This window comes from Pseudomonadales bacterium, from assembly GCA_024234435.1.
In the GTDB taxonomy this organism is placed as follows: Bacteria; Pseudomonadota; Gammaproteobacteria; order Pseudomonadales; family Porticoccaceae; genus JACKOF01.
In genome coordinates, this window is record JACKOF010000001.1 from 706,877 (window position 1) to 724,794 (window position 17,918).

A 17,918-nucleotide genomic window follows, 5' to 3' on the forward strand; every position below is an offset into this window, starting at 1 on the left:
AAGACTATGAACACCAGTAACGTAAAAAAATACGCACCCAAAGCCCGGAAAGCCTTTATTGAGGCCATGAGTAAACAGGCTGCGAAGTATGGGATCACGAAAAAGAAAATCGAGCCAGCGGAGCAGAAGGGCGACCTGGTTCTAATTGGTGATAGACCGTTTCCGGCTTTGGTTATCAAACCTCGTGAACGCTTGGTAAAGCGCATCGAGCAGCAAGGCTTCGACCAGGTAATGGAGCATGTGGCCTATAGCTGGTTCAACCGGCTGTGCGCTATTCGCTACATGGAACGCAAAGGGTTTCTTGACCATGGGCGTCGCGTTCTTAGTAGTGCAGAGGGGAGCGCGGCTGACGGCAGTGCCGGTGTGCCCCAAATACTGGAAGAATGTCTGGATGTCGAGTTGCCCGGCCTGGACCAGGCCAAGGTTAGAGAACTGAAGCTTGATGGCACCAAAGACGAAGAGCTTTACCGTGAGCTGTTACTGGCCCAGTGCCATGCCTTGCACCAAGCAATGCCATTTCTGTTTGAGGCGGTAGCAGATGAATCCGAGCTGCTGTTGCCAGAAAATCTGACCAAGACCGACTCACTGATTCGTGACCTTGTTGCCAGTGTTCCTGATGAAGACTGGGAGTACATTGAGATTATTGGCTGGCTTTACCAGTTCTATATTTCCGAGAAAAAAGATCAGGTTATTGGCAAGGTAGTTAAGAACGAAGATATTCCAGCCGCGACACAGCTTTTTACGCCTAACTGGATCGTTCAGTACATGGTTCAAAACACTGTGGGTCGCCAGTGGCTTCAGACGTATCCCGATTCTCCGCTCAAGGAGAAGATGCCATACTACATTGAACCTGCCAAGCAAACCTCGGAAGTTCAAGCTCGCCTTTCTGAAATTACTCCTTCTCAGATTACACCAGAGTCAACGAAAGTACTTGATAGCGGGTGTGGGTCCGGTCATATTTTGATTGAGGCCTACAAGGTGTTAAAGGCTATTTATGAAGAGCGAGGCTACCGAACTCGCGATATTCCTCAACTCATTCTTGAAAACAATCTTTTTGGTCTGGATATTGATGATCGAGCCGGACAATTGGCTGGATTCGCGTTGATGATGCTGGCGAGAGAAGACGATCGTCGAATTTTCAGTCGTAACATCCGTTTGAACGTACTGTCGTTACAGGAAAGTGCCAATGTAAATCTGCCTTCTCTCTGGAAATCACTGAACTTGACCGGAGAATGGCAGAGCGGAACTTCGCAAGGGCTCTTTGAAGAGGAGCAGCATGACCTTAGTTCTTTTGCAGCAGACAGCCGCTACCAGTTGCTTCAGAGAACCTTAGAGAGATTTAAACAAGCCAAGACGTTTGGCTCCTTGATTGACGTTCCCCATGATGATTGCGAGGAGTTGAAGAAGCTTTTTGTCACTCTACGCGAATTGGATAACTCAGGCGACTCGATGCAAAAGTCGGCAGCGAGCCAATTGCTTCCATATGTCCATCAGGCAGTATTGTTAGCGCAAAAATACGAAGCAGTTGTGGCAAATCCTCCCTATATGGGCAGCAAGTACCAATCTCCAGACGTGAAGAAGGAATTAAAAGCTAGGTTCTCTGGTTACGAAAAGGATTTATTTTCAGCCTTTATCATAAGAAATCTGCACCTAGCTAAGGATCATGGGCAGCTTGGCTTCATGACGCCATTTGTTTGGATGTTTATTTCAAGCTACGAACAGTTACGAAGCAAATTGATTGATGATGAGGTTATCTCGACGCTAATACAGCTTGAATATTCGGGGTTTGATGGGGCGACGGTTCCTATTTGTACGTTTACCATAACAAAAGGACATGTGCCTGGCTATACAGGTTCTTATATCCGTCTTTCAGATTTTCGTGGCGCAGCGAATCAGGGGCCAAAAACTCTGGAGGCAATAGCTAATCCTGAATGTGGCTGGTTTTATGAGGCTAAGCCAGATGATTTCAAAAAGATTCCAGGGAGTCCGATTGCGTATTGGCTTAGTAAGTCTGTGGTCAACGTTTTTGGAGATTCAAATTCATTGGGGAATGTTCTGCCTGTTCGAGGGGGCATGACAACTGCCGATAACGAAAGATTTGTCAGGTTGTGGCACGAGATTTCCATTATCTCGTTATCTAACAAAGATTGGGTGCCTTATAACAAGGGCGGGGAGTACAGAAAATGGTATGGCAACCAGAACTGGGTAGTCTTTTGGAAAGATAATGGCGCGGCTATAAAATCAACGGGGCGAGCATCTGTTAGATCTGAAGAGCTTTATTTCAAAGAGATGATCGGTTGGACTGACGTTACCAGTTTTTCACAACTTGGTGTGCGGTACTATCCAGCAGGGTTTGCCTTTGATGCAAGTGGTCCGGCTCTATTTCCAAAATCAGATCGTGAAGCCCTAGTTATACTCGGTTATCTTGCATCTAAAGTTACTTCGGTGATCACAAGTGCACTAAATCCTACCTTGCATGTTCAAGCTGGAAATATTGCCTCTTTACCAGCGATTGTTGCTATTGATGAGGATAGGGTTTACGAGAATTGCAATGAGCTTGTTGAAATAGCGAGAAATGACTGGGATTCTTTCGAAACATCGTGGGATTTTAAAAAGTTACCTGTGCTCGCTTGTTTGAAAGGTTCTTCATTCTCGATATTTGATTCATATGAAAAGGCGAGAGTTAATTGGTTACGCCTTGCTGAAAGAATGAAATTCTTGGAAGAGAGGAATAACGAATTATTTATAGAATATTTCAATCTTTCTAATGAGCTAAATCCTGAAGTCCGTATGTCGGAAATCACTTTGGGAAGAAACATCTATTACCAGTATGGCGATAATGCCAAATCTGAGATTATAGATAGTGTTGCTAAATCGGATTTTATTGAAGAGCTATTATCTTACTCGATTGGATGCATGATTGGCCGTTATTCGCTGGATTGTAATGGTCTTGTTTATGCCCATTCAGGCAACGAAGGCTTTTCTGATCTGGTAGCTGAAGGTGCTTATAGAACCTTCCCTGCCGACGATGATGGAATCATCCCTCTAACTGACCAGGAATGGTTCCCCGATGATGCAACCAATCGCTTCCGAGAGTTTGTCAAAGTCGTTTGGGGAGAAGAGCACCTTCATGAAAATCTCGACTTTGTAGCAGAGTCCCTCTGTCTGCACGCGATCAAACCGAAGAAATCCGAATCGACGATGGATACGATTCGCCGGTACCTGTCTACCCAGTTCTATAAAGACCATCTAAAGACCTACAAAAAACGGCCAATTTACTGGCTGTTTAGCTCTGGCAAGCAAAAGGCTTTCGAATGCCTGGTTTATCTGCACCGGTATAACGAAGGTACGCTGGCGCGTATGCGTACTGAGTACGTCATTCCCCTGACAGCGAAGATGGCTGCCTATGCTCAAAAGCTGGAAAACGATAAAGAGGCCAGCGGTTCGGCAGCAGAGGTGAAGAGGCTTGAAAAAGAAATTGCCCAACTGCACAAGCAGCAGGCTGAGTTGAGCGAGTTCGACGAAAAGTTACGCCACTACGCTGACCAGAGAATAAGCCTGGATCTGGATGATGGTGTAAAGGTCAACTACGGCAAGTTCGGTGACCTTCTAGCAGAAGTGAAGGCCATTACCGGCGAGGCTCCGGAGGTTCTGTCATGAAATTAAATAGCCTGAGCGATATTTTTGAGCGCCGTCTACTCCGCATCCCAGATTATCAGAGGGGGTATGCCTGGAAGGAGCACCAAGTTGAAGACTTCTGGGAAGATATTCTTCAGCTTGAAAATGATCGAATTCATTACACAGGAGTTATCACCCTTGAGCCTGTTAAAGCAAACCTATATCAGAAATGGGAGAAGGATCTTTGGTTAATAGAAGGTGTTGGATTCAGGCCGTTTTATGTGGTTGACGGGCAGCAGAGACTAACTACGTCGATGATCCTACTGCAAGCCATCTTGGAATCTGTCCCAAAAGATGCCGAGCTGAACTATCAGTCGATTAACTCTATCCGAAAGCAGTTTATATTTTTTGAGGCTGACAACAAGCTCCAGCAGAGTTTTATATTTGGGTACGAAAAAGATAACCCAAGTGATGAGTATATGAAGACCAAGGTATTTGGTGAGTATTCTGGCTCAAATCAGTTTGTGGAGACGTTGTATACGAGAAACCTAAGCTTTGCAAAGAATTACTTTAAGGACCGCCTGAAAGATATGTCAGTTGATGAAATAGCGCTGATATATAAAAAGCTTACCCAGAAGCTGAAGTTCAACTTGTATGAAATTGATGAAGAAATTGATGTCTTTGTCACTTTTGAAACGATGAATAATCGTGGTAAGCCTCTTACGAGTTTAGAGCTACTTAAAAACAGATTGATTTACATTTCGACTTTGTTCAAAGATAACGATGGGCGAGAACAGCTTAGAATCAACATAAACGATGCATGGAAGACCATGTATGAATATTTGGGGAAAAACCCGGATGTTCCACTAAGTGATAATCTTTTCCTTCGTAATCATTGGACGATGTATTTTAAGTACACGCGAAAAAAAGGTGATGATTACATAAAATTCCTGCTTGATGATAAATTCAGTGCAAGAAATGTTACACATCCAAAATCGCCTGATGATGCACTCAAGATAGAAGAAATATCTGATTATGTACGCAGTCTACAGCAATCGATCGTTTACTGGTTCTACATGCATAATCCATATTATGCCCAGTCTAATGAGCTTACCGATTCTCAAAAGGTTTGGCTTGATAGATTGGAGCGTCTCAGTTTTAGATCGTTCAAACCATTGATTCTTTCGGCTTTTGTTTCAAAGCAAGACCCTGAGCAAATAACAGAGTTATTAAAGACTGCGGAAAGGTACAACTTTACCCTATTCAATTTAAGCCAGAGAAGAGCAAACACTGGTGATACTGAGTTTTTCAGTATGTCTCGTGATCTGTTGACGGGTGAAAAGACCATCGTTGAAGTTTTGGAGACCATTAATCGCTGGATCAATAAATACTATGATCCAGAAAAGTTTCTGGCACACATTGAAGAAAAGTACGAGCTTGATAGGGATGGATTTTATCACTGGGATGGCGTTAGATATTTCTTGTTTGAACACGAACAGTGGCTTAGAGAGAAGGGTAGGCAGGCTACCAGCAAACTCTCTTGGGACGTTTTGAAATCGAACAAAAAGGATCATGTGACTCTCGAACACATTTTTCCGCAGACACCAGATGACGCCTATTGGAATGAGCGCTTTGGTCACTTGGCTGAATTGGAGCGGCGCTACCTAACTCATTCCTTGGGAAATTTGCTTCCACTATCGCGTTCAAAGAACTCAGCCCTGCAAAATGACGGCTTTCCCAAGAAGGTTAACAACGGAGGCGGTGTTGGCTATTACAACGGTTCAGTGTCAGAAAACGAAGTAGCTCAGTGCCAGGAGTGGACCCCGACCCAAATCCTCAAGAGAGGGTTGGATTTGCTGAGCTTTATGGAACAGCGTTGGAGTATTGTATTAGGAGATTATGATTTTAAAGGGCAGTTACTCCATCTTGCAGACATCGACTTTTCTCCTTCGGGAGATCTGTCATGAATCTGAACCAGCTTCGAGAGGGCCTTGAGCAGGCCTTCTACAAAGAGAACCATCGTCTGGTGTTCTGGTATGACCCGGAGCGGTCGTTTGTGGATGAGCTACCGTCTCTGTCTCTCGTGGACGTACAGATCCTCAACATGGCCAATGAATCAGCATTGGGTACCAAGCTCAAATTGGAGTTGGAAGATAAAGCCGGTAAGTATCTCCTGTACTTCCCATTTGCCGAACCAGATGTAGAAAGAGACTGGTTGCTCGACATCAAGTTGTACTCCAGATGCTTCTACGCCGATCGCTTCTCAATCATCTTTAATGAACTTGGACTGCACCAGCAAAGCTTGCGAGAGCACCTTGCCAAGCGAGATAAATTCCTTGCCAGCAAAGCAAGGCTGACAGCACTGCAACGCTATGCTCAGCCGGACTTTGATGAGTCTGACCTGGACATGGCTATGATTGCTTCTGTCGTTAAGGCGGAAAGCTGTGATCTCCCGCATGTGATCCTGGCGCTTGCTGAAGAAACAGTTGCGGATGACCTTGGACTGGAGGCCAATCCAGCTTCTCTCAACGAACTTGAAAAGTACGACTTAATCCCGGCATTGGTAGCTGCACTTCAGTCCGAAATTGGTTACCCGGCTACGGTAGAGGAGTTGAAGGGAGAAGCACAGTTCAAGCTGGGGCATTTCTTCATCCGGCTGCTGGTTACCGGCTTCTGCGAAAGCGTCGGTGATGTACCCGGCTGGGCTCAAGAATTGGTAATGTCTTCGGCCAGCTCCCGTGCGACGGCCAGAGCATTGCTTTCACGCTGGCGAGACAGCTCACGGTATTACAAGGCATTCGATGCCGTGTCCGGATGGGTGGCGATCGCGCTGCGCATCAAAGACAAGATGGGTATATTCGATACCGACCAACTCAGCGATGTCGTCACCTTTGAGGCCGTGGAGCAGAAGGTTATTGTCGATCTGGCCGTGGCAATTCCTCATGCTCCCAAGGGGGAGTTGGAGCGTTTCCGCGCAATGATAGCGTCGCGCCTGGACGGCTACTGGGCTTCCAAGCATAAAGACGACACGACGCGCCGGAAGTACCGCACCGTTTATACCGCATTGCAGGCTGCTATCGACCTCTTCAGCTTGCGTATTCAGCATGATAGCGGATTCCACTTTGAGTCGAGTGAGGCTCTATACAAGGCGTACGAGCGAGACCTATACCGCTTCGATATGGCCTACCGTCATTACTGTGAAGCGTCCCAGCGTGCGCATGTTGAGATCCTGAAGAAGCTCGATGACGAAGTGGAGAATTGCTACGCCTACTGGTACATCGACAACCTGGCGAAGAACTGGGGTGACCGCATCGAGGCGGAGCAACGTCTATCTCAGTGGCGCTTTTCTGGAATACCCAATCAGCAGGACTTCTTTCAGGGGCTGGTGAAACCGTTGTTTTCCAAGGCTACAAAGCGCCGGGTTGTGGTCATTATCAGTGATGCCTTCCGCTATGAGGCGGCAGTTGAGCTTCGCGATCGAATCAACAACAAGCGCTACTCTGAAGCTACCCTGTCTTCCCAACTGGGCGTTGTCCCAAGTTATACGACACTGGGGATGGCCTCCCTCTTGCCGCATAAAACGCTGGAGTACCGTGAAACAGCGTCAGATGACGTATTTGTGGATGGACAATCCAGTAAGGGCACAGCGGCAAGAACCAAGATACTCGCAGCGCATGGCGGTCTGGCCGTCACAGCGGAAACCGTCAAGGCCTGGTCGCGTGATGAAGGGCGGGAAGCCCTCAAAGATCAGGAGCTGGTCTATGTCTACCACAATGTAGTGGATGCGCGAGGCGATAGCTCATCAACGGAATCAGAAACCTTCATGGCCGTTGAACACGCCATCGAGGAGTTGACCGAGTTGAGCCGCAAGATCCTGATGCACTTCAATACATCGACGGTGCTCATCACGGCAGATCATGGGTTCTTGTTCCAGCAAAGCAAGCTGGAGGCTGCCGATCGCTCGTCTCTGGCTGAAAAGCCAACCAATGCCCTGAAGAACAAAAAGCGCTATGTGGTGGGCTTTGGTCTGCCAGAAACCAAAGAAGCCTGGAATGGTTCTACCAAGTCAACAGCCGGAACAGCTTCAGATACGGATTTCTGGGTGCCGAAGGGTGCGAACCGATTCCATTTCGTGGGCGGTTCACGTTTTGTCCACGGTGGGGTTATGCCGCAAGAGATTGTCGTGCCGGTATTGACCGTCAAACAGCTTCGTGGCGAAAAAGCTGAGAAGCGTACCAAGCGAAAGGTAGGGGTCATTTCCACCAAGTCCACCCTGAAGATGGTGAACAACATCCAGAAGTTCGACCTGATGCAGACCGAAGTGGTCAGTGATTTGGTTACGCCGGTCACGGTGTCAGTGGCCATCTATGACGGTGATAGCAAGATCTCCAGCGAAGAGACGGTGACCTTTGACTGCGCAACCGATTCAGTCGCAGAGCGGGTCAAGCAAGTACGACTCTCACTGTCTGGGACGGACTTCGATCGGAAGAAGGATTACTTCCTGGTGCTCAAGGACAAGGACCTGAATACCGAGATGGAACGCTATAAGGTCACCATCGACTTGGCGTTTACCGATGACTTCTTTTAACCATGATTTGACGATAGAGCGTGCCGAGTATGGAATCCGCTAACGATAAAGAATTAGATCAACTGCTGAATGAGCACTTTGCGGGTCGTGTGGTTCGCAAGGATCTCACCAAGCTCATTAAGGAAGGGGCGAATGTCCCTGTCTATGTGCTCGAATACCTGCTTGGCATGTACTGCGCGTCTGATGATCCAGACATCATCGTTCAAGGGCTGAACAACGTCAAAACCGTGCTGGCTGAGAATTACGTTCGCCCTGATGAAGCCGAAAAGGTCAAGTCACTGGTGAAGGAGCGCGGCACCTTTAAGGTCATCGACCGGGTAACCGTGAAACTGAATGAGCGCAAGGATAAGTATGAGGCCTCCTTCAGCAATCTGGGTATCAAGGACGCTGAAATTTCCTCTGGTATCGTCAAAGAGTACGAGAAGCTGCTGGTGGGTGGTATCTGGGTCATTGCCACTTTGAGTTATTACCACGAGGAAGGGCAGACCGGTTCGCCTTTCGGAGTAACGCTGCTCAAGCCAATCCAGATGCCGAACATGAATATGGACGAGCTCTTCCAAGGGAGAGCTGCATTAACTACAGATCAGTGGCGCGAGTGTTTGATACGGTCAGTTGGTATGGAGCCTGCGGCATTGGGTGTCGATGTGCAGTGGCACATTCTGGCCCGGATGATTCCATTCGTTGAGAACAACTACAACGTCTGTGAGTTGGGTCCACGCGGGACAGGTAAAAGCCATATTTACAAGGAATGCTCCCCTAACAGCATTTTGGTATCTGGCGGCCAAACTACCGTGGCCAACCTGTTTTACAACATGAGTTCACGCCGAATTGGTTTGGTCGGGCTTTGGGACTTGGTTGCCTTCGATGAGGTGGCAGGGATCTCCTTCAAGGATAAAGATGGTGTCCAGATCATGAAGGACTATATGGCCTCTGGTTCCTTTGCCCGTGGCCGTGAACAGATGGAAGCTTCCGCCTCTATGGTGTTTGTTGGCAATATCAACCAGAGCGTTGAGTCCTTGGTGAAAACCAGTCATCTGCTTGCACCATTCCCGGATGCCATGATCGACTCCGCTTTCTTTGACCGTTTCCATGCCTACATCCCAGGCTGGGAAATCCCCAAGATGCGGCCTGAGTATTTCACCAACCGTTACGGCTTGATTGTTGATTACCTGGCAGAGTTCTATCGGGAGATGCGCAAGCGCAGCTTCGCAGATGCTATCGAGAAATACTTCAAGCTGGGGAACAACCTGAACCAGCGTGATGTGATCGCGGTACGCAAGACAGTTTCTGGCCTACTGAAATTGCTATTCCCGCATGGACAGTTCGAGAAAGAGGATGTTCGCCAGTGCCTGGAGTATGCCCTTCAGGTTCGACGCCGGGTGAAGGAACAACTCAAAAAGATTGGTGGTATGGAGTTCTACGATGTCCACTTCAGTTACATCGACAATGACTCGCTGGAAGAGCATTTCGTATCAGTCAAAGAGCAGGGTGGTGGCGGCCTGATTCCCGAAGGCCCTGGTAAGCCCGGATTCCTTCACACCATTGGTCTCAGTAACAAAGGGATGCCTGGTCTATACCGGCTTGAACTTCAGGTTACCAAGGGCTCCGGCAAGCTGGCCACTTCCGGGCTATGGAACTCCAGTGCAGCCAAAGAGCAGGTGAAGATTGCCTTTGATTATTTCAAGGCGAACGCATCCAGGATCAGCGGCGGCAGCAAAGTGGGTGAACATGACTTCCATTTGCACGCAGTCGAGCTTCAGAACACTGGGCCATTCAGCCACTTGGCCCTCTCCAGCCTCGTTGCCTTTGCGTCAGGCCTCCTTGGTAAGCCTCTTCAGAACCAGATGGTGGTGCTGGGAGATATGAGTCTGGGCGGTTCCGTTACGCCGGTAGAAAGCCTCGCTGAGTGCCTGCAAGTCGCTTTTGATGCAGGGGCCAAGAAAGTTGCCTTGCCGATGAGCAGTGCAGCAGACATCCCAACGATTCCGGCTGAACTGTTTACCAAGTTTCAGACCTGCTTCTATGCCGATCCGGTTGATGCGGTGTTTAAGGCTCTTGGGGTGGACTAGGGCACGGTGCGTACTCCACTTTGAGGATCAATCATCAGCAACAATTCGAATTACGGGACAGCCATTCTATGAATGAACACAAAAACAAAATGGATGTTAAATACTGGGAAGGTGGGTTAACGCTTCACGAGGTTAGAGCAATTGAAAAGATAGCTCACGCATTTGGAGGATCTGCCCAAAACCAAGAGAAAAAGCCAGCAAAACTTGGTTCTTTGTGTGACCTTAAGGTATTAAAGCCCGGCGGCAATGCCATGTTGCCCTGGAAAGGCTATGCAGGGTTTCGCCTTGCAGGTGCTGGCCGCGAAGGAGAATTCGATCTTGTCATCGTAACGCACTATAACGTCATCATCGTTGAGCTGAAGCATTGGAATGGCGAGCTTACTGCGTCTGGTGATAATTGGTATCAAAATGGAGAGCTCAGAGAACGATCAGCTGTCAGCAAAACACAAGACAAGGTTCATCTACTCACCTCGAAACTTGCCAAGTGTGGGAGGGCTTTTCCTAGCTTCCAAGGGCACAAGTTTGACCGTCCCAAGGTAGACTTTCTAGTTGTGTTAACAGGCACTGCTGATGCCTCCAAACTACCGCCTAGAGAACAGGAGCACGTCCTAACACTTAATGAATTTCTCCAGCTTGCGGACGAAGGTGTTTACAACAAACGCTTCCGACCACATCCACAAGCAAATAAAAGCTTAAACCAAGACATCCCGGTTTTTGATCAAATCTTCTCCGAAGGTGAGACCAAGCCCAAAAGCTTAATCGTCGATGGCTACGAAGCCATCGAAAAAATATTCCCGCCTGAGAATATCGACTCGATATACACGGAGTTCTTATCTAAAAATAAGAACAATAAGGACGACTTTGCGCTTCTTAGAAGATGGAACTTCTCTGAGTTGAATGATGTCGGCAGCAAAACACGAGACGAACGCTACAAGATTGTCAGCCACGAGAAAGAGGTTTTATCATTCATACGCTCTAACGATGGGGATCTATACAACGCCTGTCTTCGATCTCTGACCAATATTGATCCAAACAATATTACCGAAGAGTTCTATGAGCTTTTTGAGCTTCCTCATAACTACTCTCGTCTGAACGAATTTATTTCCTCCTTTGTTACCAAGTACAACGAAGAAGAACGAGCGACACTTATCAAAATTATCCTGAATAATTTTGCTTCTCTACATGATATAAAAATTGCTCATCGAGATATTGGTGATCACAGTTTATGGCTTTCTCCTGGTATGAAAATGGCCATGTCCAGTTTTATGTCGGCTTACCATAAGCCAGCAGGAACGGTCGGGGAAAGACGCAAGGTAATTAGCTCAGGGATTATATCAATCCCTGAGGAAAAGAACTCGGAACATAATGGCACCGAATATGACCGTGACATATATTCTCTGGGTATTCTGACCTGGCTGATAATGCAGGGGAAACGCCTCAATCTCGCATCAACCAATGATGCTATAAAAAATATTAAAGATTCCAGTGCTTGGTATGCCTCTACCATACAAAAAGCTATCAGTCCCGATCCGCAGGAGCGCTACAGGAATGCGCACGAATTTTTAATAGCTTTTTCCGATTCACAGCCAGAGGTTAATGCCATAGAGCTATTTGATAGTTCTATTATTGAGCAGTACAAAACCGAGGTGAAACTCTATAAAACATACGCCGAAGATCAGGAAATATCTTCTAACGATGTAAAGGAGGTTTATCGCTCAGGTCAGTTACTTGTTAAGATCTGGAACAATGCCATCGATAATGAAGATTCCAGCAATATCTTTTCTTGCAAAGCTTTTATCGAAAAAGTCGAGAAAATCCAAGGGCTCGGAACGGGGTTTATCCCAAGCATTCGCGACAAGGGTATTACCCATAAATCTGAACTCTTTCTGATCCAAGATTTTATTGACGCGCCTTCATGGGACACATGGGCGAATTATAATGTTTCAGAAGAACAGAAACTCAAAGCCATCAACGCCCTTATCAGCCATGTTAGCTTCCTGCATGAAAGTGAGGTTACTCATGGTGATATACACCCTGGGAATATACTTGTACTGACCGAAGGTGACGAACTAAACCTCTACATCATAGACTTACCTGACTTTAAGCTTGGGACAACAGAAGTTAAGAACCATAGGTATAGCCCAGAAACGATCCATAACGCAACGGCGATTGTTCGCGATAACTATGCAGTTATTCGTATGTCTTGTGAACTTCTTGGGCTCGACTGGGATAGCCTCGATGAAGAAAATACACATCCACAGTTAATTGAAATCATCAAAGCAGAGAAATCTGACAGCTCTGGGTTTATTTCATTGGAGAGGTTTAGTCAGTCACTAAAAGAGCTATACGAAGCCTCCTTTGAGTGTATCGAAGAGCTGAACGTCCAACTATCTCGCCAGGACTTCAACGAGGCTATTAGCCTTTTACCTGATAACGGTGAGCTGTTTCTTTTTTATGAACCCTCAACAACGAATTCAGATTCAGTGAAGGTGTTACTGTCTGGTGTGGACTCTTCCTGGACGATTTTCTTTAACCCTATAAATGAAGCTATCGAAGGTGGACTAGCACCTCGAAAAGCCGATGATATTCCGCCCTGGATTCGGGATAAAAGTCAGTTAACGCTCCCCATCAAAATCAACATCGAACCCACTGACTACCATACGGATACCTCAGCACTTCAGTCCTATCTGCTCGCTCACGAAACATTCCTTATTGATAGTAAAGCAGCCATCAAGGAAAACACTCAAAACAAAGAGATCGATGAGAAGCTTAGTAAAGACATTGATGAACAACTAAAAAAACTGCTTGCTGATGTTGAGTGCGATGAAGAATCTGCTGTTTCAATAAAGAATGAAAAGATTGCAACAAAGAATATATGGAAGGCCATTTTAGAAACGGAAACCGAAGCTCTTCCAAGCATTGAAGTCGCCGATGAACCGAAGCCTGATATTCGAAAGAATGAATTGGTCATTCCCTATGATTCAGATAACGAAGTGCTCGATCGCTTTTCTAAAGAGGATGATGTTATCGCAATCAGAAAGGTCGATGACAAGGAGTTTATCGTAGGAAAGGTCAATATTGACCAGTCCACCAGCTCAGAAATGCGAATCCCGCTTAGCTCTGGTAAGAGCTATCCTAAAACCGGCGAAGTTTTATACCTTCGCACCAAACGAGACAGAGCTTCCTACAATCGCCGTAAAAAGGCGATGGAGAGAGTGCTCAATAAAAATGCTGTCATACCCGACCTGACGGCCTATTTTGAACCCTCTATAGATCAACCATTCACCGATTATAAAATCATTCCTACTGAAGAACAGTTGGATCGCTATGATCAATATGACGAAGAGGGCAATTTAACAGTTAGTCTAAACGAAGCGCAACGGGATGCGTTCAAGACCCTGTTTAGCAAAGGGCCATTGTCACTTCTACAAGGGCCACCAGGTACCGGTAAAACCGAGTTTATCTCAGCGTTCGTGCATTACTTACTTACTGAAGGTAATGCGCAGCACATACTGCTTGTTAGTCAATCACATGAAGCTGTCAATACGGCTGTTGAGCGTATCCGGAAACACTGTACCCGACTGGAATCGCCAATCGATATTGTTCGGTTCAGCAACTCCGAAGCATCTGTTTCCCAGGGGCTTAAAGATGTCTATTCGCGTAATCTGATCGAATCAAGAATACAGTCATTTATTGCAGAACTTAGGGAGCGGATTAAATTTATTCAGCCGTCACTGAAATTAGAGCCTGAGTATATTGATGCCATTCTCAATGCCGAACTCGGCATCAAGAAGAAAGTAAAAAACGCACTTCGTTTGCAGGCGGATATTGTTGATTCATCGGACGAGCAACTGTCAGCCAGCTTATCGTCTAGCCTGGAAGCGCTTTGTGATCAAATCATATCTGAACTCAACGACTCTTACTCCATTGAGGTTAGTCAGATTGAGCTTGGGAGTATCGGTGAGAAAGTCGATAAACACCTTAATGCGCTTTATGGTATTGGCCCTCATGAACATAGACGTATAAGCGCCCTGTTAGAGCTGGTTAATGATTACAGAGACCGGCTTTCCTCAAACCCTGGAAGCTATGAGGAGTTTCTGGCCAGATCCAGAACTTTGGTATGTGGTACTTGCGTAGGAATGGGGCTCGGGCATCTAGGCTTAAATCAGAATCAATATGACTGGGTGATTATCGATGAGGCGGCACGTTCTATATCATCAGAGCTTGCTATTGCAATGCAATCTGCCAATCGTATTTTACTGGTTGGGGATCACAAGCAATTACCGCCTCTATTCCAAGAGGAGCATAAAAACGCCATATTGAGAAAACTGGGTGTTCCAAGAGTGGAGCCATTCCAAAAGGAAGTTTTCAAGAGTGATTTTGAAAAGGCATTTCTGTCTCCATACGGCAAAGCAGTCGGGAAGAGCCTTTTAACCCAATACCGCATGGCTGAACCGATTAGCCGACTGGTTTCAGATACTTTCTATGAACAACCGTTGATCACCGGAGATCGAGAAATCCCTGTATTTTATAATGACGGCATTGATGTTTTGAAAGCACCTGTGACTTGGCTGGACACGTCAGAATGTAAGTTCGGATTCGACAGTGAAGATGGTACGAGTCTCGTTAATCTTGAAGAAATCAATCAGATCCTAGCCGTTTTAAAAGAGATTGAAGCCAATGGCGACTATGTTGAACAGCTTGCCTCCCTGGTCTCTTCAGGCGAACCTGCCATTGGCATTATCTGTATGTATGGCGCTCAAAAACGACTCTTACGAAGAAAGTTCAACGAATTAGCCTGGAGTCCAGAGTTCAGGTCCCTGATCAAAATAGATACCGTTGATAGCTATCAGGGAAAAGAGAATCGCATCATCATTGTGTCTATTACCCGCAATGGCAAAGATCGAAAGCCTAAATTTTTGAAAGAACCCAACCGGATCAATGTTGCCATTTCCCGTGCTATGGATCGTTTGTTGATTGTTGGCTCCATGCAAATGTGGAACCGCGAAAACGCCTCCTTGCCACTTGGACAAGTCACCTCGTATATCCAAAATCACCAAAACGATGAATATCGCATCGTACCAGCGAAACAGACGGTGAAGAAAGGAGGGAAACGATAATGGCAAATCTCACTTTGATTCCTCTAATGACGATAGATATTGCGCTACCTATTCAGGCCTTTAGGTTTGAATACACACTGGTGGGAAGAAGTGATCTACCCTTCATCCGCGAGTTTATCCTGCGCCTGTTGAAAGTGGGGAATATGTCAGCTACCCAGTTGACGAAGTTTCTTGGTCTCACTGAAAAAGAGATCGGCATAGCCGTGTCACAATTAGTCAGCCTGAATGAAATCTCCGTGGACAACGAAGGCAATATTCAACTGACAGCTGAGGCCCATAAATATTTTGATGGGCCTTCTGGTAATCGCCCGAAAATCACTAAATTGTTCGAAGGCACCAGTACCTTCAAGTTTGATCTATTGTCATTTGGTTTAATTCGATCTGATGATAAGATAAGTCCTCCTCTTAATGCCATACGTCTTTCTCCAGAAACGGAAAAGCTCAGCAACAGTGTCAACTATGCTAAATCGGTATTCCTACGGAATTACATTGATATTTTTGAGGAAGAGTCGATCAGCTTCGACGGCATTAATGATATTCGTAAAGTAGAGCTGTATAAGTTATCTGATGTCAGAAAAAATAAAGACTATAACGCCAAATTTTCCATTACTTTTTCACTGGATACTGAACGTAATTCAATCGAACGGCATTCAGACAGCCGATTTTTTGATGTCGATGAAATCCAAAAGAATTTGAACGAGGTGCTTCTCAACTCATTTAACGCCTCTAACATTCAGGATATTGTTTCCGCGTTAGATTCGCTAGAAGAAACACAATTACTAGATTGTTTTACACCGGATGGCATTGACCTTACGGCACTAGCCATATTGGCGGTCAAAAAAAGTGTTTCTTCATCTGGTCGATCTTACTTTTTAGGCTCACCTACATATAGTGCTAACTGGAACCAGCTAACGACTATCGTCAAGAAGCACCTCAAAGATGGTAAATCTACTGCGTCATGTATCTGGTTGGCACCTTCAGATCGTTTTTGGCTAATGAGCAATCAATCCTTTAGCCGAACCTCAGAATTAATCAATTCCACCAAAGGGCTTGACGCCCAACTTTGTGTACCCGTTGCAGGTAGCAAGGACAAGCACCAGGAATCGTTATGGAAAAAAGCACTTGGTCCTATGAAGGACAAGGCCATAAAGGTTTCTGAAGGTTTTCTGGGTGGATCAGTAGAAGTCATTTCAGTGCCAGGAGTAGTTTCCATGCTCTGTTTTTACTTAAAAAAGCCAGGTGAATCAGTATCTATCCCTTTTGGGTTCATCACGACAGATGAATCAGATATAGATCGCATCCATAGAAAATTCGAGTCATACCTACAAAGCCATGATACGCATATGAAAAAAAGAGATTACGGTCCTTTGGTAAGACTGTTTAGCCAAGAAGAAAATTGATAACGAGGTTTTTACTTTGCCAATTTATGAATTGAGCGATACCGGTATTAAACGCCTACAGAAAACAACCTTTGCTGACCGGGGTATCCGTGAGCGGCAGGATATTCAGCGACTGTTGAGAGACCAGATCGAAATCATCTCCGACCAGACAATGGTGATTGCGGAAGAGTTCGGCGATTGGGACGTAAGCCGGAGGCGGATTGATCTGCTTTGCATCGACAAAGAAGCCAACCTGGTTGTTATTGAGCTGAAGCGCACCGAAGACGGTGGGCATATGGAACTTCAGGCTATTCGTTATAGTGCCATGATCTCAACTATGACCTTTGACCAGGTTGTTGAGGCGCATAAGTCCTTCCTGACCAGTATCGGATCGGACGAAGATGCCCAGCAAAGAATCCTTGAGTTCCTCGACTGGGAAGAGCCGGATGAGGACTCTTTTGCTCAGGATGTTCGGATTGTTCTGGCTTCAGCTGAGTTTTCCAAAGAGCTCACCAGTGCAGTGCTATGGCTTAACGACAAGGGAATTGATATTCGCTGCGTCAAGATGGAACCATTCTACGACGGGCAACGAATCCTGTTGGACATTCAGCAGGTTATCCCTTTACCTGAGACCGAACAATTTCAGGTCCAGGTGAGACAGAAGAAGCAAAAAGAGCAACAGTCCAGAACATCATCTCGGGATTTTTCAAAATTCAATCTCTCGATTGGAGGGCGTTCTTACCACGGACTGAATAAGCGTAATCTTATGCATCAATTAGTGAGTGAGGTCATCCAGGGAGGAGCCAAGCCAGAAGAGGTCGCGGATATTATTAGCTGGCGGAAAGGGAACCTCTTCGTTTGCTTTGATGGCTCACTCGATGAAGAGCAATTCGCAGAACAACTAATGACGCTTGATACCGGTGGCAAGTTACCGAAGACCAAGCGTTATTTCTGCAAGCAGGACGAACTGTTTCATATTGACGGTAAGACCTATGCCATGACCAATCAGTGGGGGGTAAGAACGCTGGAGGCAGTGGACTTGCTCAGCGAAAAGTACCCTCAGTTTGAAATCGCTATTGAGAGAGAATAAGCGGTTTCTGACTTCAAACATTTGGATGAAATGTGGATGTTTCAAAGGGAGCGT

General features: G+C 46.1%; 7 protein-coding genes. All 7 read left to right on the forward strand.

The window, feature by feature from the left end:
• Nucleotides 1-6 precede the first annotated feature (6 nt).
• The 7 genes from pglX (at nucleotide 7) to H7A02_03360 (ending at nucleotide 17,864) form a co-directional block, all read left to right on the forward strand.
• Complete coding sequence (pglX, locus tag H7A02_03330) at nucleotides 7-3,660, forward strand: BREX-1 system adenine-specific DNA-methyltransferase PglX (GenBank protein MCP5171286.1); 3,654 nt, start codon at nucleotides 7-9, stop codon at nucleotides 3,658-3,660.
• Nucleotides 3,657-5,585, forward strand: coding sequence for a DUF262 domain-containing protein (locus tag H7A02_03335; GenBank protein MCP5171287.1), 1,929 nt, complete (start codon nucleotides 3,657-3,659; stop codon nucleotides 5,583-5,585). Before pglX ends, H7A02_03335 begins: the two co-directional genes overlap by 4 nt.
• Nucleotides 5,582-8,206, forward strand: coding sequence for a BREX-1 system phosphatase PglZ type A (pglZ, locus tag H7A02_03340; GenBank protein MCP5171288.1), 2,625 nt, complete (start codon nucleotides 5,582-5,584; stop codon nucleotides 8,204-8,206). The genes H7A02_03335 and pglZ overlap by 4 nt, the downstream gene beginning before the upstream one ends.
• A gap of 29 nt (nucleotides 8,207-8,235) precedes the next feature.
• Nucleotides 8,236-10,275 carry a protease Lon-related BREX system protein BrxL gene (brxL, locus tag H7A02_03345; protein ID MCP5171289.1) on the forward strand — a complete coding sequence of 680 codons (2,040 nt, stop codon included), beginning with the start codon at nucleotides 8,236-8,238 and terminating at the stop codon, nucleotides 10,273-10,275.
• 68 nt (nucleotides 10,276-10,343) lie between these two features.
• Nucleotides 10,344-15,395 (forward strand): AAA family ATPase, encoded by a 5,052-nt coding sequence (locus H7A02_03350; protein MCP5171290.1) that lies wholly within the window; start codon nucleotides 10,344-10,346, stop codon nucleotides 15,393-15,395.
• Nucleotides 15,395-16,795 carry a hypothetical protein gene (locus H7A02_03355; protein ID MCP5171291.1) on the forward strand — a complete coding sequence of 467 codons (1,401 nt, stop codon included), beginning with the start codon at nucleotides 15,395-15,397 and terminating at the stop codon, nucleotides 16,793-16,795. The genes H7A02_03350 and H7A02_03355 overlap by 1 nt, the downstream gene beginning before the upstream one ends.
• 16 nt (nucleotides 16,796-16,811) lie before the next feature.
• Entirely contained in the window at nucleotides 16,812-17,864 is a 1,053-nt protein-coding gene (locus H7A02_03360; protein ID MCP5171292.1) for a hypothetical protein, read from the forward strand.
• Nucleotides 17,865-17,918: the final 54 nt, after the last annotated feature.

Excerpts from the sequence above, each read along its gene's own strand:
- pglX (MCP5171286.1), top strand. The coding sequence starts at position 7 with ATGAACACCAGTAACGTAAAAAAATACGCACCCAAAGCCCGGAAAGCC.
- H7A02_03335 (MCP5171287.1), top strand. The coding sequence starts at position 3,657 with ATGAAATTAAATAGCCTGAGCGATATTTTTGAGCGCCGTCTACTCCGC.
- pglZ (MCP5171288.1), top strand. The coding sequence starts at position 5,582 with ATGAATCTGAACCAGCTTCGAGAGGGCCTTGAGCAGGCCTTCTACAAA.
- brxL (MCP5171289.1), top strand. The coding sequence starts at position 8,236 with ATGGAATCCGCTAACGATAAAGAATTAGATCAACTGCTGAATGAGCAC.
- H7A02_03350 (MCP5171290.1), top strand. The coding sequence starts at position 10,344 with ATGAATGAACACAAAAACAAAATGGATGTTAAATACTGGGAAGGTGGG.
- H7A02_03355 (MCP5171291.1), top strand. The coding sequence starts at position 15,395 with ATGGCAAATCTCACTTTGATTCCTCTAATGACGATAGATATTGCGCTA.